General features: G+C 67.4%; 17 protein-coding genes. 4 read left to right on the forward strand and 13 right to left on the reverse strand.

Going from position 1 to position 23,265, the window contains the following annotated elements; translation table 11 throughout:
* The coding region (eccE, locus tag NVU01S_RS27010) for a type VII secretion protein EccE (RefSeq protein ID WP_244896321.1) at positions 1 to 568 on the reverse strand (568 nt) is incomplete at its 3' end.
* Positions 569 to 758: 190 nt separating this feature from the next.
* Here eccE and eccB point away from each other — a divergent pair.
* Positions 759 to 2,246, forward strand: coding sequence for a type VII secretion protein EccB (gene eccB, locus NVU01S_RS27015; protein WP_052281049.1), 1,488 nt, complete (start codon positions 759 to 761; stop codon positions 2,244 to 2,246).
* A gap of 103 nt (positions 2,247 to 2,349) precedes the next feature.
* Here eccB and NVU01S_RS27020 read toward each other — a convergent pair whose 3' ends face one another.
* From NVU01S_RS27020 to eccD, 4 genes are all read right to left on the reverse strand, one after another.
* Positions 2,350 to 2,610 carry a hypothetical protein gene (locus tag NVU01S_RS27020; protein WP_156161793.1) on the reverse strand — a complete coding sequence of 87 codons (261 nt, stop codon included), beginning with the start codon at positions 2,608 to 2,610 and terminating at the stop codon, positions 2,350 to 2,352.
* Positions 2,611 to 2,693: 83 nt separating this feature from the next.
* Complete coding sequence (locus tag NVU01S_RS27025) at positions 2,694 to 3,536, reverse strand: potassium channel family protein (RefSeq protein ID WP_052281048.1); 843 nt, start codon at positions 3,534 to 3,536, stop codon at positions 2,694 to 2,696.
* Positions 3,537 to 3,760: 224 nt separating this feature from the next.
* Entirely contained in the window at positions 3,761 to 5,176 is a 1,416-nt protein-coding gene (gene mycP, locus NVU01S_RS27030) for a type VII secretion-associated serine protease mycosin (RefSeq protein WP_244467412.1), read from the reverse strand.
* Positions 5,173 to 6,639, reverse strand: a complete 1,467-nt coding sequence (eccD, locus tag NVU01S_RS27035) for a type VII secretion integral membrane protein EccD (protein ID WP_043677288.1) — start codon at positions 6,637 to 6,639, stop codon at positions 5,173 to 5,175. Before eccD ends, mycP begins: the two co-directional genes overlap by 4 nt.
* A 212-nt stretch (positions 6,640 to 6,851) precedes the next feature.
* Between eccD and NVU01S_RS27040 the strand changes: the two genes are divergently transcribed.
* Both NVU01S_RS27040 and NVU01S_RS27045 read left to right on the forward strand, forming a co-directional pair.
* Positions 6,852 to 10,883, forward strand: coding sequence for a type VII secretion protein EccC (locus tag NVU01S_RS27040; protein WP_043677285.1), 4,032 nt, complete (start codon positions 6,852 to 6,854; stop codon positions 10,881 to 10,883).
* On the forward strand, positions 10,883 to 12,343 hold the full coding sequence (locus tag NVU01S_RS27045) for a type VII secretion-associated protein (RefSeq protein WP_043677283.1): 1,461 nt from the start codon (positions 10,883 to 10,885) through the stop codon (positions 12,341 to 12,343). The genes NVU01S_RS27040 and NVU01S_RS27045 overlap by 1 nt, the downstream gene beginning before the upstream one ends.
* 13 nt (positions 12,344 to 12,356) lie before the next feature.
* Here NVU01S_RS27045 and NVU01S_RS43590 read toward each other — a convergent pair whose 3' ends face one another.
* From NVU01S_RS43590 to NVU01S_RS27075, 7 genes are all read right to left on the reverse strand, one after another.
* A complete protein-coding gene (locus tag NVU01S_RS43590) occupies positions 12,357 to 12,536 on the reverse strand; it encodes a hypothetical protein (protein ID WP_156161792.1) in 180 nt (59 codons plus the stop codon).
* 959 nt (positions 12,537 to 13,495) lie between these two features.
* A complete protein-coding gene (locus NVU01S_RS27050; protein ID WP_043677281.1) occupies positions 13,496 to 13,798 on the reverse strand; it encodes a WXG100 family type VII secretion target in 303 nt (100 codons plus the stop codon).
* Between the two features lie 36 nt (positions 13,799 to 13,834).
* On the reverse strand, positions 13,835 to 14,152 hold the full coding sequence (locus tag NVU01S_RS27055) for a WXG100 family type VII secretion target (RefSeq protein WP_014981793.1): 318 nt from the start codon (positions 14,150 to 14,152) through the stop codon (positions 13,835 to 13,837).
* Between the two features lie 420 nt (positions 14,153 to 14,572).
* Positions 14,573 to 16,117: a serine/threonine-protein kinase gene (locus NVU01S_RS27060; protein WP_043677279.1), complete on the reverse strand. Its 1,545-nt coding sequence runs from the start codon at positions 16,115 to 16,117 to the stop codon at positions 14,573 to 14,575.
* A gap of 76 nt (positions 16,118 to 16,193) precedes the next feature.
* Positions 16,194 to 17,423: a DUF7373 family lipoprotein gene (locus tag NVU01S_RS27065; RefSeq protein WP_043677278.1), complete on the reverse strand. Its 1,230-nt coding sequence runs from the start codon at positions 17,421 to 17,423 to the stop codon at positions 16,194 to 16,196.
* On the reverse strand, positions 17,420 to 18,613 hold the full coding sequence (locus NVU01S_RS27070) for a DUF7373 family lipoprotein (protein ID WP_244467411.1): 1,194 nt from the start codon (positions 18,611 to 18,613) through the stop codon (positions 17,420 to 17,422). Before NVU01S_RS27070 ends, NVU01S_RS27065 begins: the two co-directional genes overlap by 4 nt.
* A 98-nt stretch (positions 18,614 to 18,711) precedes the next feature.
* On the reverse strand, positions 18,712 to 19,917 hold the full coding sequence (locus NVU01S_RS27075; protein ID WP_043677274.1) for a DUF7373 family lipoprotein: 1,206 nt from the start codon (positions 19,915 to 19,917) through the stop codon (positions 18,712 to 18,714).
* A 145-nt stretch (positions 19,918 to 20,062) separates the two neighbouring features.
* Here NVU01S_RS27075 and NVU01S_RS27080 point away from each other — a divergent pair, with 145 nt between their 5' ends.
* The gene (locus tag NVU01S_RS27080) at positions 20,063 to 21,709 is read left to right on the forward strand and encodes an FHA domain-containing protein (RefSeq protein WP_043677272.1); all 1,647 of its coding nucleotides are present in this window, start codon (positions 20,063 to 20,065) and stop codon (positions 21,707 to 21,709) included.
* 10 nt (positions 21,710 to 21,719) lie between these two features.
* On the opposite strand, the gene NVU01S_RS27085 is transcribed toward NVU01S_RS27080, so the two are convergent.
* Positions 21,720 to 23,168: a neutral zinc metallopeptidase gene (locus NVU01S_RS27085; RefSeq protein WP_052281047.1), complete on the reverse strand. Its 1,449-nt coding sequence runs from the start codon at positions 23,166 to 23,168 to the stop codon at positions 21,720 to 21,722.
* Positions 23,169 to 23,265 lie beyond the last annotated feature (97 nt).

A 23,265-nucleotide genomic window follows, 5' to 3' on the forward strand; every position in this document is an offset into this window, starting at 1 on the left:
TGACCGCGCGCGAGGCGCCGTCCGCGCCGCCGCCGCGCCGGGCCGCCGCGTCCGGGCAGGCGACCGCGTCGAAACTGATTGCCAGCCAGACGGTTCGGTGCGCCGTCGCGGGCAGCGGCCCGAGCAGCGATTCATAGATCTTGCCTGCGGGCGTGCCGGACCGGGAACGGTGGCCGTGGCTGATGATATCGATGCCGCTGAGCAGAATGTCGTGCTGGTTCAGGCATTTCGCCAGCTCCGGCAGCGGCAGCAGGTGCGAGGCGTGCACGGTGTTGCGGGCGATGCGGGTCAGTCCGCCGGGCGGGGCGAGCACCTCGACCACGGTGACCACCCGGCTGCCGTCCCAGTACAGGCCGAGTGAGCGGCCGTCCGCGCCGCGGAAGTCGACGGTGTCACCGATGCGGTAGTCCCGCTTGGTGAGATAGCGCCACCAGGTGGCGATCCAGTCCAGCAGGGTGCGCTTGGCGACGGGAATCAGCGGAATCAGCGCGACGACCACACCCACCGCCAGCGCGGGCAGCGCCTGCAAGCCGAGCAGGAGCGCGGCCACCCCCGCGATAAACCCCATGACCTGCGCGATCAGCAAATTCTGTAGCGAGATGCGGCCAAGGAGCGGTCGTGGTCCCGCCCCGGCAGGTTCCGCCATCGTCGTCCCCCAAGTACCCGGTGTCGGCCCAATCGGAGTAGCCGAGCTGAACAAGAGTCCTCGGGAACTGTACTGTGTTGCGCGAACGCGAGCACTGTTCGGGGGAGGAATAATGCCTTCAAAACCCACCACTCGGTGGCAGGTGAGCGGTTACCGCTTCCTGGTTCGTCGGATGGAACACGCCCTGGTCCGCAGGGACGTGCGGATGCTGCACGACCCGATGCGCTCACAGTCGCGGGCCTACGCCGCCGGGCTCGTGCTCGCGCTGGTGGTCTTGGCGGGTTGCGGCATCCTCGCCCTGCTGCGCCCGCAGGGCAAAGTCGACAACAGCAAGATCCTGGTCGGCAAGGAATCCGGCGCGATCTACGCGGTGATCGATGACGTCGTGCATCCGGCGCTGAACCTGGCCTCGGCCCGCCTGGCGGTGGGCGACGCGTCCAAGCCCGCGATGGTCAAGGAATCCGAGATCGGCAAGAAGCCGCGCGGGCAGCTGATCGGCATTCCCGGTGCGCCGAGCGCGTTCAGCTTCGACAAGGCGGGCAAGGGACGCACCTGGACCGTCTGCGATTCGCTCAAGACCGACGGCAGCGACGATCGCACCACGTCCGTGCTGATCGGCGACCTCGACATGGGGGAGAAGGCGTCGGCGCTCGGGCGGGACAAAGGCCTGCTGGTGAAGGGCAAGGACGCCACCTACCTGGTGTGGAACAACACGCGCGCCCGCGTCGACATGAACGATCCGACCGTCACCGTGCCGCTGAACATCCGCGGCGCGACACCGCGGCCGATCAGCGAGGGGCTGCTCAACGCGATTCCCGAGGTGAGCCCGATCGTGCCGCCGAAGATCGCCGACCCGGGCGGGACGCCCGAGGGCTACTCGATCCGGAATCTGAAGATCGGCACCGTTGTCCAGCAAGCGGGCAAGGCCGACAAGAACTATGTGCTGCTGCGCAACGGACTCCAGGCGATCAGCCCGCTGACCGCCGAGATCATCCGCATCGACCAGCGCAACCCCGACCACGGCACCTCGGTCAGCGATGCCGAGGTGGCGATCCCGCAGCCGTCGAAAGCGCTGCAGGTGGACACCTATCCCGAGGTCGCGCCGACGATCGTGCAGCCCAAGGCCCGGCCCGTCAGTTGCATGTCGTGGCAGCCGATCGCGGGCGCGGCGGGCAACGTCGACGTCGCGGTGCGCGCCAAGCTGGACGTGATCGACGCGAGTGATCTGCCGCTGCCGGACAGCGCCCGGCTCGTGCCGCTGGCCCAGGCCGACGGCAAGGGCGACAACGTCGACTCGGTGTACTTCAAGCCCGGCTCCGGAGCGTTCGTGCAGACCACCGGCATCGAGGTCGACAGCCGCCGCAAGGACAGCATGTTCTATGTGTCCGACACGGGTGTCCGGTACGGCATCAAGAACGACGACGCGGCGAAGGCGCTCGGCCTGGACAAAGAATCCGGCGTGACACCGGAGTCCGCCCCGTGGCCGATCGTCGGCCTGCTCGCCAACGGCCCCACCCTCGGCCGCGAAGAAGCCATGGTCGCCCACGACGGTGTCGCACCCGACGCCAACCCGGCCAAACAACCCGTCGCCGCGAAGTAATTCGAGGTTTCCAGCCGACGGTGGCCGCCTTGTTCGCATCGAATCAGGCGGCCACCGCGTTAGTGCAGTCGGACAGTACCCCTCGGGGTGACGTCCCGGACCGCTACCTAGTGGAGCACTTGACGATCGTCTCGCCGGCCACCAGCTGACGTTTCACGTCCGCCATGGCGAGCTTGACGGCTTCCGCCCTCGTCGGCGCCTCGGCCGTTGCCGAAACACGGCTCGCGCCACCACTTTTCGTCTTGGTGTCGCAGATGACGATCGCGCCGGCTTTGGCCGAAGCGACCCCGGTCGCGACGGTCATCGAACCCATGGTGCCGAGCAGCACAGCGACGAAGGCCAGTTTCATTGCGGACTTGCTCATACTTCCCTCCCACGGCACGCTCGGTGCGGCCGCTACCAACTCTGACGCGGTAGGCGGTCGTTCGGTTCCATCGAGTTCGGCGGCTAACCTGCTGCCGGAGAAGAACTTCCAGGATGCGCGCTGTCTGTGCCGCTGCTGTTCGCCGGTATGGCAACGGGCCCGGTGGCCGCCGAGCGGTGCAGGCCCGCGATCTCCGCGCGCAAGGCCTTGACCTCCTCGACCAGTGCGACGATCTCGCGGTCGGTGCTTGCCGCGGTTTCCTCGACGGTTTTGAGCTGGTCGATCACCCAGCTGGTGGTGGTGCCGATGGCGAAGGAGATCAGGCCGATACCGAAGGTCATCAGGACCAGCGAGATCAGCCTGCCCTCGGCGGTCACCGGATAGACGTCGCCGTATCCGACGGTGGTCACCGAGACCGCCGACCACCACAGGGCGTCGCCGAAATGCACCACCTTGCTGCCCTCCACGCCCCGCTCGGCATCGAAAAAGGCCAGGCTGCACAGGAACAGGATCAGGATCGAACTGCTGCCTACGAACACCGACAACCGCGTCCGCTGGCTCAGCGTGTGCCGGTTGAGCGTGCCGAGCACCAGCACCGCCGCGCGCAACAGCCGCAGCGGGCGGAACGGCGGAATGAGCACGATCAGCAGTTCCAGCGGATGCGAGCGCAGAAACGCCCAGCGGCGGGTGGAGAGCCACAGCCGGATCAGGAAGTCGGCCCCGAACAGCACCCAGATCGCCACATCGACCCGCGCCAGCCAGGTGTCCAGCTGCGGCGAAGCGCCGGTGTCCAGCACGAACCAGGCGTAGGTGCCGAGAAAGACGACGGCCAGCGCCACCATCGGCACGCCGGTCGCCCGCTCCCAGGCCTGGCGGCGGCTCGGCCGCTCCAGAGCGGCCTCGGTTCCTTGATTGAGTTGCGCCATGGTAACTACCTGCATCGATCGGTTCCGGCACCTTGTTTAACGCAATGTGCTGCGCAGACGCTACAGCGCGAGCCGAGGTACGCATCGGCGGGTTCTGGAACTCCGCAGATATGCCGCTCGACCAATGCGTAAAGGACGCCGCCCGAAAGCAGGCTGCCCACGACTCCTGCCGCCCCCGACGCGAACTGTCGAGTTCTACTGCCGCGAGGCCGGCGTCCCGAGTCCTACATGTCATCCCCGGTGACGCCGAAGCGGCGGCGGATCGGGAAGGACGCGAGCATGCCGAGGATCAGCAGGACCGCGACGGAACCGCTGCCGATCAGTGCGACGTTGCGGGCGCGGTGGTCGGGCGGCGGGGGTGGGGCGGGAACTGCCAGTTGGACCTGCTGCGCGGCGGCGGGGCGTTTCGGCGGTAGTGGTTTCGTGGTTTCGGCGGTGAGCGCTGCGACCGGATCGATCGCTCCATATCCGATGTAAGGATTCCAGCCCTCGCCCGGGGCGTGCGCGGTGGCCTCGATTCGCTTGATCACCTCGAGCGCGCTCAGTTCAGGGAAGCGAGCACGGACCAGTGCGACCACGCCCGACACGTAAGGTGCGGCGAAACTGGTGCCCTTCAGCGGAACCATTTGCTGTTGGTCATAGATCCCGGTGATTGTGCCAGTGCCGCGTGCATCGAGCGACACGATGTCTTCGCCGGGTGCGGCGACTCCCAGCCACGGACCCGGCACGCTGAACTTCGAGGGCGCGCCGTTCTGATCGACCGATCCGACTGTCAGCACGTAGTCGTCGAACCGCGCAGGAGTGACGTTGGTGGTCAGGTTCTTCCAGGGGTCGCTTTCCGGATGCAAAGGGTTGATGACATCCGGATTGCCCGCCTTGCACTTGTCATCGGTGTTTCCGGCGGCCACCACCACGACGGAGTTGCGTTCCAAGGTCGCGTAGCGCACAGCGGCGCCGACCGCGTCGTCGGCGGGCTGCATATTGCCGGGGACACAAAGGACCAGCGAGATGTTGATCACCGACGCGTTGCGGTCGGCGGCCCGCCGAATTGCAGAGGCGAGCGCGTTGATATCGCCGTACCCCTTTGCCGGATCTTCCGGCCGCTTATCCGGTCGGCCCTCGACGTCGTAGAACTTGCTCGTCTGCCGAATCGACAGTATGCGTGCCTCGGGTGCGACACCATGAAAGCCCTGTCCATCAACCGGTTTCGCGCCGATGATGCCGGCGACAACCGTCCCGTGCCCGTCGCAGTCCTCGCTGACGCCATCCCCGGATTCCGACACGTAGTCGCCACCCGCTTCCAACTCGGGCAGACGAGGATGGCGGGTAACACCCGTATCGATGACTGCGACGAGTTGACCTTCGCCGCGAGAGAAGTCCCACGCACGTTTCAGGTTGAGGGCAAGTTGTGGCGGTGGGCTCGTAGGACCATCCCCGCCCTGCTGGGTGGATGCACAGGGTGAGTTGGCGGGATGCTCGGTCTTGGCAGGCGGCCGAGCAGGGTCGCCTGGGGGCAGCGCATTAGGGTTTACCGGGGGTGGGCGGTCGGCGTGGGCTATGCCCTGACCCGTGCCCATGCCGAGGGACATGCTCAGGGACAGCACCGCTGCGGCTGCACCGGTGCGCAGGATCCGGTTCACAGTCCGCGGACTAGGGAGTAGAGGCTCGCCACCCAGAAGGCCAGGGGGAGAACTGCTGCTACGAAGGCGTATTCGAGCAGTTCGACGCCGCGGCGCATCGGCGGGGTCGCCGATTGGTTCGGGATGATGATGCCGAGGATGAGGGCGGCGATCAGGATGACCATCGCGGCGCCGAACACGGCGAGCGGCTGATCCATCGCGAAACCCGCGCCCACCAACATGATCAGCACGATGCCCGCGCCGCCCGCGATCAGCACTACGGCCTGCTCGGCCCCGGCGTAGGTGCGGCTGCGGAACATCAGCACGGCCGCGCACACCAGCGCGAACGCGATGCCCTGCCAGTACGGGCCGTCGGCCTGCGGGTCGGTGGCGCCGAGCGCGCCCAGCACCGTGACGAGGGTGGTCGCGGCGACCAGGCCTGCCAGATACATCCGGGCGCGTTCGGACTTCACACGCAGCGCCTCCATGGTGGGCAGCGCGCGGTGGTCGTCGGGGTCGTCTTCGGTCGGGTCGATCGGGGTGCCGGGCGAGGGCACCGGCGGCAGTGGCAGTTTCGCGAGCAGCATCGAGATGCGCGGCGAGAGCGCGAGACCGGCCAGGCCCAGCGCCGCGGCGCCCGCGCCGATCGCCCGTTCCGGCTGCCCGGTGAGCAGCCCGACCAGCGCGGCGGGCACGACGTACACCGCAAGGGTCGCGGTGCCGATGAACAGGGCCAGGCCGACACCGGTGACCCGCCAGGCGAGTACCGCGGTGGCACCGGCCAAGACCGCGCCGAGCAGGATGTGCGCCCAACCGTAATGGTCCGGTACATAAAGCATTCCGGCCGTGCAGGCGGTGGGTAACGCGCAGCCGCCGAGGACGAGCGCGGTCGCGGTGTCGCCGTACATCCGGCTGAGCACCATGGCGGCGACCACGAGCAGCAACGTCACCGCCAGCGCGACCGAGCCGCTGACCCAGTACGGCAGCGCGCCGGGCGAGAGCAGCAGGCCGAGACAGCCGACGATCATGGTGATCGCGGCGAGCACCGAGCCGGTGATCCGCGCGACCTTCGGGGTCCAGCTGCGGTAATGGTCGGTGTCGGCGATCGCGACGTTGTACATGATGTCGTCGAACAGCGGCGTCGGCGCGATGTGGGACGCGCTCTCCAACATGAGCAGTTCGCCGTCGCGGACACCGTGCTCGCCCAGGCTGAGCGAATTGGAGAAGGGCGGATGACCGATCCGCGCCAGCACCCATTCGGCGGGCTCGAAGCGCTCGCCTTCGTTGTCGAAATCATTGGTGCGGCTGTGCTGAGCGACCATATCGACGACGCTGGGAATGACGAGTGCGACCGGCACGTCCACCGGGATCGCCATATCAACCTGGGTGTGTTTGGCCAGAATGGTCACCCGGGCGAGATCGGGTGCGCGGACGATACCGCGCGAGGAATCTTCGTCGATGTGGTCAAGTCGCGCGTGCGTCAAGCTTCCCCCAACTCGTCTTCTACCTCTTCTACCTCGTATTTTCGCAAACTCACGAGCTGGCGTCGAGCTTGCGAACCCACGGTTCGGGCAGCAGAATGCTGGTCGAACTGTACGACATGTCAGCGGTGGCCTCTACACTGAGCCCGAAACTCGGCAGCCGGTGAATGCGCGGCGGCCGTGGTAGAGCTGTCGAAGAGGGGGAAGGCTTCGCAATGAGCACCGTCCGGTTTCAGCGTCGGGCCCGTCGGGAGATGCCGCGTTCGCCCGGCGGTGAGGTGACGCTGCAGCCGCCGCCCGAGATCCCCCGGGTGACGCCGGGAAATCTGCTGATGAAGCTGATGCCGGTGGTGATGATCATCGGCATGGTCGGCATGATGGCGCTGCTGTTCACCCAGGGCGGCGGCATCGGGTCGAATCCGATGAGCATGATGTTCCCGCTCATGATGATGTTCTCCATGGTCGGCATGTTCGCCGGTCAGGGCGGCGGCAAGGGGGCCAAGGCCGCCGAGGCGAACGAGGATCGCAAGGACTACCTGCGCTACCTGGATCAGGTGCGCCGCGATGTGGACGAGACCGCGAAACAGCAACGCGCGTCGGTCGAATGGAGTCATCCCGAGCCCGGCCTGGTCTGGATGCTCGCGGGTACCAGCCGGATGTGGGAGCGCCGCGCCGGCGACAAGGATTTCTGCCACGCCCGCATCGGTGTCGGCGGTCAGCGGCTGGCGACCCGGTTGGTCGCGCCGGAGACCGGTCCGGTGGAGGAGCTGGAGCCGATCGCGGCGGTCTCGCTGCGCCGTTTCGTGCGCGCGCACTCGACGGTGCCCGACCTGCCCACTGCGATCGCGGTGAAGGGCTTCGCGACCATCGCGCTGGACGGCGACCGCGGCGAGGCCAGAGACATGACCCGCGCGATGTTGTTGCAGCTGGCCATGTTCCAGGCGCCCGACCAGGTGCTGTTCGCGATCGTCTGCGGGCCGGACACCGCCCGCGAATGGGAGTGGACCAAGTGGCTCCCGCACACCCAGCATCCGGACGCGCAGGACGGCATCGGCACCCAGCGGATGTTCTACGGCTCGATCCGCGAGGCGATGGCGGGGTTGCAACCGCTGCTCGGCAACCGGGTCCGCTACTCGCGTAACCAGCCCGCCAACGCGAACATGGTGCACATCGTGATCGTCGTGGACGGCGGCCTGCTGGAGGCCGAGGAAGATCAGCTACGCGAATCCGGCTACGAGGGCGTCACCATCATCGACCTGTGCGGTTACGCGCCGCGGCTCGCGGTGTCGCGCGGTATCAAGATGATCGTGGAGAACGGCGAATGCGTCGGCCGCGGCGCGACCGGCAATCAGGAGCGCTTCGCGCTGATCGACCGGATCTCGCCGCAGCAGGCCCAGCAGGTGGCCCGCCGGCTCGCGCCGTATCGTGCCGCGACCCAGCGCAGCAGCGACGTGGAATCCGATGACTCCGAGGTGATCTCGACCTGGAGCCAGCTGATGGGCCTCGGCGATATCGGCACGTTCAATCCGGAGCACGCCTGGCGGCCGCGCTACGGCCGGGAGCGGCTGCGGGTGGCCTTCGGTGTCGGCGCGGACGGCCTGCCGGTCGAACTCGATATCAAAGAAGCCGCCGAGAACGGTATGGGCCCGCACGGCCTGTGCATCGGCGCGACCGGTTCCGGTAAGTCGGAGTTCCTGCGCACGCTGGTGCTCAGCCTGCTCGCCACGCATTCACCGGATCAGCTCAACCTGGTGCTCGTCGACTTCAAGGGTGGCGCGACCTTCCTCGGGCTCGACGGCGTGCCGCATGTCGCGGCCGTCATCACCAACCTGGAGGAAGAAGCCGACCTCGTCGACCGTATGAAGGACGCGCTGGCCGGTGAGATGAACCGCCGCCAAGAGGTGCTGCGCTCCGCGGGCAACTTCGCCAACGTCTCCGAGTACGAGAAGGCCCGCGCGGCCGGCGCCGACCTCGACCCGCTGCCCGCGCTGTTCGTGGTGCTCGACGAGTTCTCCGAACTGCTCACCCAGCACCCGGATTTCGCGGAACTGTTCGTGATGATCGGCCGGCTCGGTCGCTCGCTGCACGTGCACCTGCTGCTCGCCTCGCAGCGACTCGAAGAGGGCAAGCTCAAGGGCCTGGAAAGTCACCTGTCCTACCGGATCGGCCTGAAGACCTTCTCCGCCAACGAATCCCGCCAGGTGCTCGGTGTGCCCGACGCCTACAACCTGCCGAACAACCCCGGTGGCGGCTACCTGAAGTCGGACTCCGGCGAGATCGTCCGTTTCCAGGCGTCCTATGTCTCCGGCGCCTACGTGGGTGGCGGCTCGCAGCGCGATATGAGCGTCGCCAACCAATCCGGCGAGATCGACATCAAGGCCCGGCCGTTCACCGCGACCCACGTCGGATTCCGTGCGGCGGACCGGGTTCCGCTGCCCGCCGAGCCGAGCCTCGAGCCGCAGGAGGGCGAGGACGGCGAGGAGATCTCGAACCTGAACATGCTCGTCTCCCGGATCCGCAACCACGGCCGTCCGGCGCACGAGATCTGGTTGCCGCCGCTGGACGAGGCGTCCACGCTCGACCAGCTCATCCCGCGGTCCATCCTCACCGGCGAGTACTCCGCGGTCGCGACGCTGCGCGCGCCGATCGGCATCGTCGACCGGCCGTACGATCAGCGCCGCGATCCGATGCTCGTCGACCTGTCCGGCTCGCGCGGCAACGTCGCCATCGTCGGCGGCCCGCAGTCCGGTAAGTCGACGGCGCTGCGCACGATGATCATGGCGATGTCGTTGACGCACACCGCCGAACAGGTGCAGTTCTACTGTCTCGACTTCGGTGGCGGCACGTTGATGAGCCTGCAGGGGCTGCCGCATGTCGGTTCGGTGGCCAGTCGCTTGGACGAGGATCAGGTGCGGCGCACCATCGCCGAGATGACCACCATCGTCCGCCAGCGTGAGGCCCGGTTCCGGCAGCTCGGCATCGAGTCGATGGTCGAGTTCCGGCGGTTGCGCGCGATGGACCCGTCCAGCAGCCCGGCCGCGACCGGCGCGCACGAGGACCCGTTCGGCGACGTGTTCCTGGTGGTCGACGGCTTCAGCTCGATCCGCCAGGACTTCGAACTGCTCGAGCAGACCATCATGAATCTCGCGGTGCAGGGTCTGTCCTACGGCGTGCACGTCGTCATCGCGCTGAACCGGTGGGCGGAGGCGCGGCCCGCGCTGAAGGACCAGATCGGCACCAGAATCGAACTGCGCCTGGGTGATCCGATGGACTCCGACCTCGGCCGCAAGTTCGCCGCCATGGTCCCGCAGGGCCGGCCCGGTCGCGGTATGACCCCGGACTGCCTGCACATGCTGACCGCCCTGCCGCGCATCGACGGCAGTTCGGACCCGAACAACCTCGGCCAGGCGGTCGGCGACGCGGTCGCCACCATCGCCCGGCTCACCCCGGGCCGTCCCGCGCCGCAGGTGCGGATGCTGCCCGAGCAGCTGGCTCGGGAGCAGCTGCTCTACCTGGCGGGCGGCTGGCCCGCGCAGGTGGATCAGTCCGCGAAGTGCATGCGAATTCCGATCGGTATCAACGAGTCCGAGCTCGCGCCGGTCTACGCCGACTTCGCCGAGAGCCCGCACCTGCTCATCATCGGCGACACCGAGTCGGGAAAGACCACGCTGCTGCGCTCGATCGTGGAGGGCATCTGCGCCTCGAACACGCCGAGCCAGGCCCGGATCATCATGGGCGACTACCGGCGCTCGATGCTCGGCATGGTGCCGGAGGGCTACCTTGCGGGATACGGTTCCACCGCACCGCAATTCACCCAGAACATGACCGACCTCGCGGCCTACGTCGACAAGCGGACGCCGGGATCGGACGTGACGCCGCAGCAACTGCGGGAGCGGTCCTGGTGGAGCGGGCCCGAGCTGTACGTGATCGTCGACGACTACGACCTGGTGGCCACGTCCGCGGGCAACCCGGTGCAGGCGCTGGTCGAACACCTGCCGCACGCGCGCGACCTCGGTTTCCACCTGATCATCGCCCGGCGCTCGGGTGGCGCGAGCCGCGCCATGTACGAGGCCACGCTGGCCAGGATGAAGGATCTCGGGTCGGCCGGTCTGATCATGAGCTGCAGTCGTGACGAGGGCGTGCTGATGGGCACCACCCGGCCGAGCGCGATGCCGCCGGGACGCGGCACCTACGTCACGCGCGCGGGTGAAGGTCTGATCCAGACGGCCTGGATGCCGCAGCCCTGATGTCCACCGTCGAGCTGGTGGTCACCGAGACCCGCGTGTGGGCGCGCAGCGCGGCCACGCACTGGGACGGGCCGCCCTCGATCGTGCTGGGCAGCAACGGTTTCGACCTCGTGGTCGGGGAGTCGCTGACCCCGCCGACGCAGGTGAGTTCCGTGGTGCAGCATGTGTCGGCCGAGGCGGTCGCGCTGCTGCCCCGCATCCCGTCGGTGGCCGACGGGATGGCCGCGGTCTTCAGCACGGCCATGGAGAATCTGCGCGTCGCTGCGCCGTGCGAGCGGATCACCGTCATCTGCCCGACCGAGTGGGGTCCGGCGCGGCGCGCGGTGCTCGAGCAGGCCGCCCGCCGCTGGACCGGCGAGGTGCGGTTCGAGGAGCTGGCGGTACGAGCGGTCGCCGCGGACGACGGGACCAGTCACAGCCGACGCACGCTGGTGCTGGAATTCGGCGCGCTCACCACCACGGCCGCGACGGTGCTGCGCAGTCATGAGGGTGTGCGCCTCGAATCCTGCGCGCACGAGCCGAATCTCGCGCTGGCCGAGGTGCTGCCCGAATCGCGGGGGTTCGACGAACTGGTCACCGTGATCAGTCGGCTGCTGGACGGTCAGCAGGTCGAATTGGCGCAGGTCGTCGGCCTCGCCGAGCAAACGAAATTCGAGGTGCTCCGCGCGGCCGTGCAGCAGAGCTGCGGACCAGGGGTGGAACTGCGGTCGATCGCAGGGCCCGATCTCATCCGCGGCAAACAGACCGAACCGGTCCCGGTGCCCGAGTCGGCACCCGTTGGGCCGCCACCGGATTGGATGCAACCGCTACGCGAGCGCGCGGCCGCCCAGCAGCCGCGACGTCGCGGCACCGCATACGTGGGAGTCGCGGTGGTGGCGATGGTCGTGGTGGCAGCCGCGGTGGTCGGCGGTGTGCTGTTGCTGAACCGATCGTCGGACACGACGACGGCGGCCCCGACGACCATGCTGCCGCCGAGCGGTCCGACCGTAGGACCGCCGCCGCCGTTCGGTGCCCCGCCGCCGCCCGGTGGCGAGCCGGAAGTGTTCGGCCGCGTCCGATTCCAGGTGCCCGACGGCTGGCATCTCGCCACACCGCCCGACGCCACCGGCCGGGCGCGCGTCGAGCTGTCGCCCGACGACGGCGCGCGCATGCGCATCATCGTGACGCAAACACAGGTGGCGTTCGGTGCAGGCTACGAGCAGGTCGCGTCGAACCTGGAAGCGCAGATCGGGCAGCGCCCGCCGGGCGTGCTCACCGACCTCAAACGAGACGTCGTGTTCGGCGGCCGTTCCGGTCTCGCCTATCGGGAGCGCCCCGGCGACGGTTCCACCGTCAACTGGCATGTCTTGCTGGAGTACGGAATTCAGCTCAGTATCGGCTGCCAATACGTCGGCGACGGATGGAACGCGCTATCCACCACCTGCGACCGTTTCGGCGGCTCGGTCCGCGTAGTTCCCTAGCGAATCACGCGATTCAGCGCTGTCCCGCGCACTTCGTCACCCCGCGCACGTTCGTCGCCTCGTGCATGTTTTCGTCGCCCCGCGCGCGTTTCATCACCCCGCGCACTAATTCGCTGACGAAATCCTGCGCGCCATCAAAACTTGTGCGCGCCAACATAAACTGTGCGCGCGAGCAAACCTTTGCACGCCGCATCGAAGGTGCGCCTTGACCGGAGTATGGTTCGCGGGATACACAGTGGCCCGCGGAATCGATCGTCTGACGCGCTGCCGAATCTGCGTGCGGCGGCGCAATCTGTGCGCGAGCAAGACCTCTGCGCACCACATCGAGGACGCACTCTGCCCGGAGCTTGGTTCGCGGGACAGGCAGGGGCGTGCGGAATCGATCGTCCGTTGCGCCGCTGACTCCGCGCAACCTCCGGCTGCGTTCGCTACCGAATTATGCACGCTACCAATTTCTTTGCGCGTGATCGCCTGTGTTCGGTGCGTTTCTGCCACTCGCGCACCCTTTCTGAGCTGACGCACCCGGTATGGCCTGCCATAGCGGGTGCGAGGTATCAGAAGGCGTGCGAGGTATCAGAAGAGGTGCGGGAACTCGGAGTCCGACGGCGGTTCGCCTGTCCTGGCAAACCCTTTGCGCGTTGGGATCAAGAGGTGCAACCTGTTCGGAGTGCGGTTCGCTGCGGCTCTCGCGGGATCGACCGTCTGACGCGTTACCGGATCTGTGCGCGGCACCGGAATCTGGGCGCTAGCAAAGGAGCGCGACATGCGGAAGGTGCGATTCGTGCGGTGCGGCGACGGGTTGACTTACGAGTTCGTCCGCGCCGGTGCGGCTTATGGATATCCGGCGTACCGGCGAGAGGGCAGTGACATTTGGTGCCGGCGACTTCCCGACTATGGCTGGGCCGTTTCGGCCGAGCCTGGTGTGGTGCTGAGTCGGCCCTTCGATGACGCAGGCCGAGGTGCGCAGCCACCGACCGGAGCATGGGTGAGTCGCAAGGGCGAAAAGTCGTATATCTACCACTTATTCCACAGCGACGAGGAAGCCTGACTGGTCGGCGTCATCGCAGAGTTCGGTGAATTACCGTGACCCGCAACAAATTCGGGCCCCCGGCATGCAGTATGCCGGGGGCCCGAATCGCCGAGACGGGTTACTCAGAAGAGTCCCGCAAGGGAGGTGTCGGTGGTCTGCAGGTCCGTGTTGCCCTGGTCGACGAGCTTGCCCGCGGTCTCCAGCGTGGTGTTCAGCTGGGTGACGTTGGTGTTCCACTGCGCCTGGAGGGAGGCGAACGCGTCGTTCGCGTCACCCTTCCAGTAGTTGGTCACGAAGTCGGTGACCTGCTTGTGGAAGTCCTCGAGCATGGACATGACGTTCCGTGCTTCGGTGACGATCGACTGTGCGCCGGCCGAGACCTCACCGAAATTGGAGGCAATGGTTCCTGGGTTGTTTGCAGCCATCTGGAGCTCCTTATCGTCTGATGGTCTGGTTGTCGATCAGGGAAGGTCCAGGCTGGAAGCCTGCGCCGCAACCTGCTGGGCGAACTGCTGGTCCTGATCGGCAAACTTGGTGCCCGCGTGGGCCAGCTTGTCGGAGGTCTGGTCCAGCTGATCGTTCAGCTTCTTCGCCTGCGCGAAGTAATTGTCCATCAGCGTGTCGAACGCGCCGCGCGCCGCGCCACTCCACGTCGCCGTGGTGGCATCCGACTTTGCATTCAGCGCCGTGATCGAGGCCTGCAGATCGCTGTGCCGCTGACGGCAGTTCTCCGTGAACTTCCGGATCGCTTCCTCGCTCGCTTCGAGCTGTCCTGCCATTTCGGCTCCTTTCGGTTCCCGTCTCGGCCAACGGCGGACGCCCTGGTTGGCCTGTACATCTGATTGGACGCTGTTCGGTCCTGATCGGTTCCATCTCGACCCGAGAAAGTTTCGAGAAGGCTCACATGATCAGTTCCGGCGTCGTCGACCAGTACTTTTCGTGTGTTCAAGCCCCATCAGGGTCGCTCTACAGACACGGCCGATCACATGCCGCCAGCGCTCGGCTCCCCTCCTTCCCCCTGCTCGCTGTGTGTTGATCGGCGAGTGGGCTGGCTGCGGTACACCTTACCGAACGCCTATGAGTACCGCTACCAGCAGAGCGAACCGCTTCGAAAGCAAAAATCGGCGCCATGTACTGCGGTTATCCACGGATCGGAAATTCGTCCGCGGCACGGTGTCGCGGAATTACGCGACGGTTGTTTACTTCACCCGATTACGGAGTAAGGGCACCAGCTTGTCGAGCAGGGTTCGTTCCGAACCCGCCGTCCAACTCCGCAGCGCGGCGACGGCGGCAGGATCGTCCAGCACGATGACCGTGGCCCGGGTGCCCGCCACCTGGTACGGCAGTCCGCGCAGGCCACCGTTGCCGGCCTCTTCGTCGCTGCGCACCGCGAGGACATAGCTGTCCGGCGCTACCTCGAGCGCGCTGCTGGTGGTCAAGGCGCGCGGCGAGGTCTCCTCGCCCTGTTTCGCGTAGTTGAAGTTGTAGACGAAGCCCAGATCCTCGAGGAACTTGGCCGGCGCGGTGCCGCCGAGGAAGGCCCCGATCTGCTTGGTTCGCGGCACATCCACCATGGTGATGACCTTGCCGCGAAACACCGGATTGTCGGCTCGCGCCTGTTCGACCGAGGTCGCGCCGCTCGCGATGACCGTCGAGGGCGTGGCCGGCGTATCGGGTGTACTGCTGCTGCCGCCGCTGACCGCCCAGATACCGAATCCCGCGGCCAGCGTGATGACGACCGCGCCGATCTCCACGGCGATGAGCCTGCGCTTGCGCCGCTTCGGCGACGCGGGCGCTTGGCCGTGCGGGCCGAACTGCGCGGCCCGCGGATCGGTGGGCGGGCGCGGGTCGACGACCTGGACGGGATAGGTCGGGGAGGTATTGGTCGCGCCGGGGTTGTAGCCGGGGACGAGGGCATTGGCCGCCGCGTCGGTGAGCTCGCGGCAGGAGTTGAACCGGTCGGCGGGATTCTTCGCCAATGCCCTGGCGAAAACCTGATCGATGGCCGGTGGCAGGCCGGGGTGCACGGCGGTCGCCGCGGGCGGCGGCTCGTGCAGGTGGCCCATCATGACCAGTGCGGGTTGCGTTGCGGGATAAGGATTGCGACCGGTGAGCAACTTGAAGAAGGAGCAGGCCAGGCTGTAGATGTCGGCGTGGTGGTCGAGCCGTTCGCCGGTGAGCTGCTCGGGCGGGGCGTAGGCGATGGTGGCGACGAAACTGCCGGTCTGGGTGAGTTCGGTGGTGTCGTCGTTGGACTTGGCCACGCCGAAATCGGTGAGCAGCACCCGCTCTTCGTCGCCGTCGGTGGCGGAGAGCAGGAAGTTGGCGGGCTTGATGTCGCGGTGCAGCAGCCCTTTCCGGTGCGCGTAGTCCAGACCCTTGCCGACCTCGGTGGTGATCCGCAGCGCCCGCAGCGGATTCATCGCGTGCGGGTCGCGGGCGATCTCGGCGGAGGCGTCGATGCCGTCGACGTACTGCATGGCGATCCACAGCTGGCCGTGCTCCTCGCCGCGGTTGTACACCGAGACGATATTCGGATGGTCGAGGCCGGCCGCGAGATTCGCCTCGCGCTCGAAGCGGGCGCGGAACTCGTGATCGCTGCTGAGTTCGGGACTGAGCACCTTGAGCGCGTCCATGCGCGGGAGGCTGGGATGTTTGGCGAGATAGACCGTGCCCATACCGCCGGCCCCGAGTACTCGATCGATGCGGTACCCGCCCACGATGGTGCCGGGGCTCATCGCCATAGTCCACAATCTCCTGACTCGGTCTTTCCCACGCAGCAGCATACTGGACTGCTCGAACCCGCCGCGGCGCCGCGCATTACCGGCTGTTCGCGAAAAGCGAGTATTGCGCGGCCGCGCGTTGCTGGGCGTCGGCGAGCTGATTGGCCGAGACGAAACCCACGTATTCCCGATACGCGACAATGCAGGTGAATCGTTTGCTGCCGCTGAGGCCGGTTTTGTTTTCCACACACGCCGAGTCGGGCAGATTGGCCGGTGCGTCCGCATTGGCCCCGGCCGGGGTCGGAGTGATCCGGTCCGCGACCACCTTTCGCGCCGCGTCGGGTCCCGCGGTGTGCACCACCAGCGTGCCCGCGGACAGCGCGAACCGGTCTGCCCGCATGTCGGCGAAGCGCTGTTTCGCGTAGTCGCGATCGCGGGTGTAATGCAGCACGCCACGCCCGCCCAACAAAGCGTAGCTGTCGTCGAAACTCGGCCGCTTGGCCTTGTCCGGGTTCAGCGCGCGGCTGAGCAGATGGTCTGGATCCCAAGGCAATTGGAGCAGCTGCTCTTCCGACAGCACCGGGAGTTGGTCCAGCAGCGCGAGTTGGGTGCTGTAGGCCTTCTCCGCCAACGCGACCAGGTCGTTGAGTACGGGGGCCGGGGTCGAAACCAGGAAGCCGATCACATAGGGGCCATGCGCCATGGTGGTGCGCAGGAATGGCGAGTCGGGTCGCCAATGCGCATGCGCGTCAGCGTATTTCGGCAGCGGCACCGGCTGGTTCTGCTCCCGGTAGGCGCCGAAGTCGGCATCGTAGAACTCGGTCGCCGCGACTTTCGCGCGTTCGGCGTCCGGGAACTGCATGACGACGGTGCTGACCGACGTCGAGTTCGGTTGCCGCTTGGTCGGCCACGACGAGGTGAAGTTGCTGTTGTTGTTGTCCGAGCCGTTGGACTTGAACCCGTAGATCATCTTGTGCCGCTTGGCGATCGGCTCCAGATCGGTGGGGCGGCCGAGCTCGTCGGGCATCACGCCACTGGAGGTGCTCCAGGACAGCGAGCCGTATTTCATCCGGGGATCGATGTCGTAGGCGGAGGCGACGTAGTCGGCCAGCCGCATCGCGGCGACCTCGCGCATTTCGTAGAAGGTCGGCCGGTAGTCGTCGTCGTGCGCGTTCAACGGCACGGTCGGGTAATTGCCGACATCGAGTTTGCGAATATCGATCTCGCCGGGCTGGGCCGTACCGGACACGGTCGACCCGCAGGCGGCGAGCAGCGTCATCGCGCAACAGGCGAGGGCGGCGATGCGGCCGGCGCGCAAGGAATTCATCGGGCATTCACCAGAATTGCGTATTGCGCGGATATTCGCTGTTGCGCGTCCAGCAGTTGATGCGACCAGGAGAATGCGGCGTACCGGCCCTGGGACACCGAACAGTAGAAGCGGACCGCCATCGCCTGAGTGCCGATGTATTCCTTGCATTTGGCCACCGGCAGCTGTTGCGGCGACTCGGCACTCTTGAAGCGTTTGGTGAGCCCGCCGCGGTCGGCGCGGAACTTCGCGGCCGCGGCGGCGTCGCGCGCCCGATAGACATTGGTGGCGTCGACGGCGAACCGATCCACTCCGGCCTCCTCGATCAGCCTGCGGTCCTCGGCCGGATCGGTGGTGAAATGCAGTGCGGCATGGCCGTTGTACGCACCCGGAGGATCGATCCAGGAATCCTCGCGGGGCCGGGGGAGGGTGCGGCTGAGCATGTTGTCGTAGTCGATCGGCTGGTTCAGCAGCTGGTCGGCCGGTGTCGGCGTGAACTTGCCGATCGCGGGGACGACCGCGTCGAGACTCTTTTCGACCAGCGCGAACAGCGCGGGTAGGTCCACCTTCTCCAGGAAGATCTTCAGGTAGTCGTAGATCCAGGTGTAGACGACGAATTTGCCGGTGGCGAACCAGGAGCCGATCGATTGCTGCGTCGGTTGCCAATGTGCGCGCGCCGCAGGGTATTTCGGAATCTGCACCCGTTCGTTCTGCGGTGCGGCCTCGAAATCGACCCGCTCCAACGCCTCGGCGGCCGCCGCCGCGCGCTGTTCGTCCGGGAAGATCATGACCGCGTTGAACAGGTCCCGGCCCTGGTTGCGCACGTCGGTGCTGCCGTTGCTGAGAAATCCGGCGACGAAATCCGGCGCCGCCTCGGCGAAACGATCGATGCTCATGATCTTGCCGAGGGAATTGCGCGGATCGATGAAAACCGTGGAGACCGACGGATTGCCCTCGCGGAACGCGGGATCGATATCCGAGGCGGTGGGCACGAAGTTCCCGAGCCGCTCGGCCTCGATGAAACGGGCCTGATCGGCGTTCTTGACCGGGCCCAATTCGCGCGGCGTCGTGGGGTAGCTGCCGACGTCCAGGCGTGCGATATCGATCACCGGATCCGCAGTGACCTGCGGCGATGTGCCGCACGCGCTGCCGAGCGCCAGTGTGCCCGCAATGACCAGGGCCCCCGCGGTGCGCGCAGGTATCGATGTCACGCCGAACTGCAAACCGGCCCTCCCCGTACTGTGGTCGTCTCGCGGGATACTAACTCACCGCGTCGGCGGGCACAGGACCATAAGGTTCGGGGCCTCGCTCAGAGGCTGTTCGCGAGCAACGCGTATTCGGCCGCCACCTTCTGCCGGACGTCGGGTTCTTTGTCGCTGGTCACGACGCCCACATAACGTTTGTAGGTGACGTAGCAGCGGAACTTATATTCCCGGTCGGGATTGCCTTTGCTGTTCAGCTGCAGGCATTTGGCGCCGGGCACGTCCTTCGGCGCACCGAGGGTGTCGTAGTGCGCGCCTTCGCTTTCCATCAATCCGGCGGCGAGTTTCTGCGCGCCCGCCGCATCCCGGGCGCGGGCGACATAACTGTCGTCGGCCACGGCGGTGCGGTCCACGCCCGCGTCCTGGACCAGGCGCAGATGCGCGGCCTCGTCGTCGGAGCGGTGCACCATGTGATCGGCGCCGAAAACGGCGAACGTGGCGGTATCGGGGGTGCGGCTCTTGCGGTCGCTCACCGCCACCCGGGCGAGCAGGCCCTCCGGGTCGACCTTCAGGTCCTTGATCTTCTCCTGCGGGGTGGCCTGGAATTTGTCGAGCTGCGCGAGCTGGGCGGTGAGTGTCTTGTCGACCCAGCTCACCAGGTCCGCGCTGTCGGCGCGCGGGCGCTGGATGAACAGGGAGATGACGAACTCCTTGTAGGCGACGAAGGTGCCGATGGTGGGAACGCCTGGGCGCCAATGGATGTAGGCGTCCGGATACTTCGTCGACGGCAGCTTGCGGTTCTCCGGGGAAACGGAGATGTCGACATCTTCGAGCTCGCGGGCGGCGAGTTTCGCGGTCGCCGGATCCGGGAAACGGAACAGCGCGTTGGTCACCGCGGTGGCCTCGGGCGCGGGATTGGTCTGCCCGTCCGGGTCCGGCTTGTCGGCGCCGCTGGCCGCGTAGCCGACGATCAGCTTGCGGTTGTCGAAGACCGGCTTGGAGACCTTGGCGACGAAATCGAGCGCCTGCTCGGCGTCGGCGATCACCGTGCTGCCCCGGCCGACCTTCAGCGAGGAATCGACCTGCACGGTCGGCACCACGGCGTCGGACATCCGCATGCCCTCGAGTAGTGCGGCCTTGTCGCCGGGATCCTGGTTGTACCGGTGCCGATCGACGGCATAGGTGCCGACTTCCAGCTGGCGCACGTCGAGTTCGCCCGCCGTGGCGGTGCCCCGCACGCCGCCGCAGCCGGTCAGCAGACCAGTCAAAGCGATACACGACGCGGCGAGTGCGATACGTGATGTCCGAACCATGACGGGTCCTCGTTTCGTTCACTTGCTCACACCGAAGTTACCGGACGGACGCCTGGGAGGGGGGTCGATAGTTGTGGGATTGCAATACCCTGGTTCTCGTGGCGACGACCGTGCAGCACACCCTCGACAGAGGCCGATTCCTTTGATGGATCGGCAGGTCGAGGTCGTTGTCGGCAGTCATGCGGTGGCGCGGGTCGCGGGGGCGCTGGTGGTCGTCGGGCACCGCGGACCGGGTCGGCCGACGCCGGATTCGCCCGCCGCGCTGGCCGCGGAATCGCTGGCCGAGCTGGTCCGGGAGGCCACCGAACAGGACCGGACCGCACCCGGTGCGCTGATCGCCAGGCAGGCCACCCGCTGGCTGATGAAGTCCGCCGAGCAGATCAGTCCGGGGGAGCCGATCGACTTCGGCATCCTCTCGCCCGCCGAGGCCGGCGGGGTGGCGATATTCCTGCACGGGGCCGTGACCGCGGTACTGGTAGGTGACGGCACGGTCGAGCGGCACCGCGGCAGCGACGCGGCGTTCACCGTCGACCGGGTGGCGAGTGCCCCGGCGCGGGCCGCCGCGCTGTTCGTCGACGATGCCAAAGGGCGGATACCCGAGGTACCCGCGGAACGTGGAATCGGTTGGTTGGTCGAGGGTCTCGCGCAGGCGGGCGGGGCGATCGTCTGGACCGACGGCGCGCGCGCCGCGAGCCGAATGGGTGCGGCCGCCCGCGAGGCCAGGCGCAGACGCGAAGACGAAGCGCCGCTGCCGACCGCGCGGATCGACCACGAGCCGCCGCAACGTACTGCCACGCCACAGCGACTCGGCGCGGCACCGCTCCACGACGCGTCGCCGCGCCAGCGTGAGGGTTCTCCGTCGCAGCGCGATGCCGAGCGGCAACAGCAGGTTGCCGCGTCGCCGCAACCCGGTGTCGCCTCGCCGCAACCCGGTGTCGCCTCGCCGCAACCCGGTGTCTCGGCGCCGCAGCGCAGTGTCGCCACGCCGCCACCCGATGCCTCTGTGCCGCAATCCGACGTCTCGTCGCTGCGGCGCGATGTCCCGGCCCTGCCGCCCGATGCCTCTGTGTCACAACCCGATGTCTCGGCGCCACCACCCGAGGTCTCGGCCCCGCAACCCGAGGGCCCGGCTTCGCAGCGCGACGTGCCGCCGCCGCAGCGGGCGACCGAGTCGCACACCGCGGCGCAGTCGCACGCCGCCGATACCGACTTGCAGCACGCGGTGACCCAGATGCGGGGCACGACGCCTGCGCCGCCCCCGGATCCGGATCTACAGCGCAGGCTCGAGGCGACGGCGAAGGCCACCGCCCTCACGGTCAAGGTGATGGGGTTCAAGTGCGCCCGCGCACATCCCAGCGACCCGCGCTCGGCGTTCTGCACGGTGTGCGGCATGCCGGTGGACCAGACCCAGGCGCTGATCGAGGTGGTCCGCCCGCCGCTCGGCATGCTCATCCTCGACGACGGCATGACCTACACCCTGGCCGCCGACGCGGTGCTGGGCCGCGATCCGGAGCATTCCGATGCCGCGCAGCGCGGCCTGGTCCCGCTGCGGGTCGACGATTCCTCCGGCGGCATGTCCCGGGCGCACGCCGAGATCCACCTGCTGAATTGGGATGTGACGGTGGTGGATCGGGGCTCGACCAACGGCACCCGCACCCGGCTGCCCGGCTACCGCGACTGGATCCGCTTGGCGCCCAACCAATCCATGGTGCTGGTGGCCGGGGCCGAGGTCATGCTCGGCAACCGGGTGCTGCGCTTCGAACATCTGGCGCCACCGCCGTTCGGCCGCTGATTCCGCGCGCTCAGGAGTACCGCGACATGCAGGTGTTCTCGCCGTTGAGCACCCCGGCGCGGAAGGCGTCCACGCGCGCGAATCCGCTCGGCACCGTTTGGCCTTGGACATCGCTGGCCGCCAGGCCGTCGGTGAGCAGGCCGGACACCGCTTCGTCGAGATCGCCTGCGGCCAGGCCGATATCGCCCTGCGAGCTGGGCCGGTTCGGCATCGCGAGCTTGCCGGTGACCACGCCGGACAGGCAGGCGGCCCGCAGACCGGTCTTCGCGCCGACCAGCTGCTGGCCGTGATTCTGCTGCACCGCAAGGGTGTAGCGGGAGATGAAGACGATGTAGCCGTTGTAGTCGCCGGTGACCTTCAGCGGCAGCGGATCGTCCACGTCCCAGTTGGAGGTGCCGCGCTGGGCGAGCGCGGGGATATCGGTGCCGATGGTGTTCTTCTCCGGGCAGTAACTGACCGGCTCGGTGGTGCCGCCGTTGCGGCAGTCGAGCTTGGCGCCGTGGTAGTCGTAGGTCGGGCTCGGCTTGGTCGGCAGCAGTGCGCCGAGAGCCTTGCTGAGCTCGATCAGGTTCTCCTTGGTGATCGCGTATTCGCCGCGGCCGGTATCGCCCTTGAAATCCTTGGGCAGGTTGCCCCGCCGCTCGTTGATCTCGTCGATATCGATGCGCTTGCAGCCCTTGGGCCCGTCGGTGAAACCGACCTGCACTGCAGTCACCCGCTCGAACGCCGAACCGTGCACGCTCTCCGGGTCGTCGGGGTCGGAATCGCGGATGGCCACGGTGGCGGCGAGCACGGAGTTGAGTCCGTCGGAGGTGTTGATGGTGAAGTGCTTGGACCTGCCCTCGGCGACCGAGCGCATGAACGCGCCCGCGAAGCAGTCGGCCTGCTGCTCCTTGACGATCACCGGGTCCTTGGCGCCGACCAGCTTGGCCATCGTCTGCACCGCGTGCCCGTATTCGTGCGCGAGCACCATGACCACCGCCATCTTGCCGAAGGTCTCCTCCATGGCGGGCAGCAGCACCGACCGGTCCCAGCCGATCGAGTTGTCCAGCCTGCAGTAGGCGGCGTTCACCAGGCGATAGGTGGTCTCCTTGCAGAACTCGAGCGAGTCGCCGCGCGGCGCTTTCGCGCTCCACGAGATCAACTTGTCGACCGGCTTGAAATCGTTGCCCTCGAACTCGTTGCCGAACTCCGCGCGCCAGTAGGTCTGGATGTCCTCGACGGCGTTGAGGGCGAGCTTGTCCTCGGCGCTGCCGTCCCCGTTGGTGGCGGTCAGCGTGCTGTCCGGGACACCGGCGCGGGGGCCGTTGGGACCACTGGTGGTGGGCAGCCCGGCGACCTTGAACGGGTCGTCGTAGATCGAGACGGCGCGGCCGTCGACCAGCCTGGTGCAGCCCGCGACCAGCACCACAACGATCAGCGCGGCGGTAATGAGCGCCGTCGCACGGGCTTTCGGCAAAGCTCCCCCTTGTCGGCCGGTATCACGTTCACATCGGTCGCCGGATCGGGGCAAGAGGCGCGTCGGGGGCACCGCCGATGTCCGGGTGATGGAATAG

It is taken from the genome of Nocardia vulneris, from assembly GCF_001613425.1.
Classification (GTDB): Bacteria; Actinomycetota; Actinomycetes; order Mycobacteriales; family Mycobacteriaceae; genus Nocardia; species Nocardia vulneris.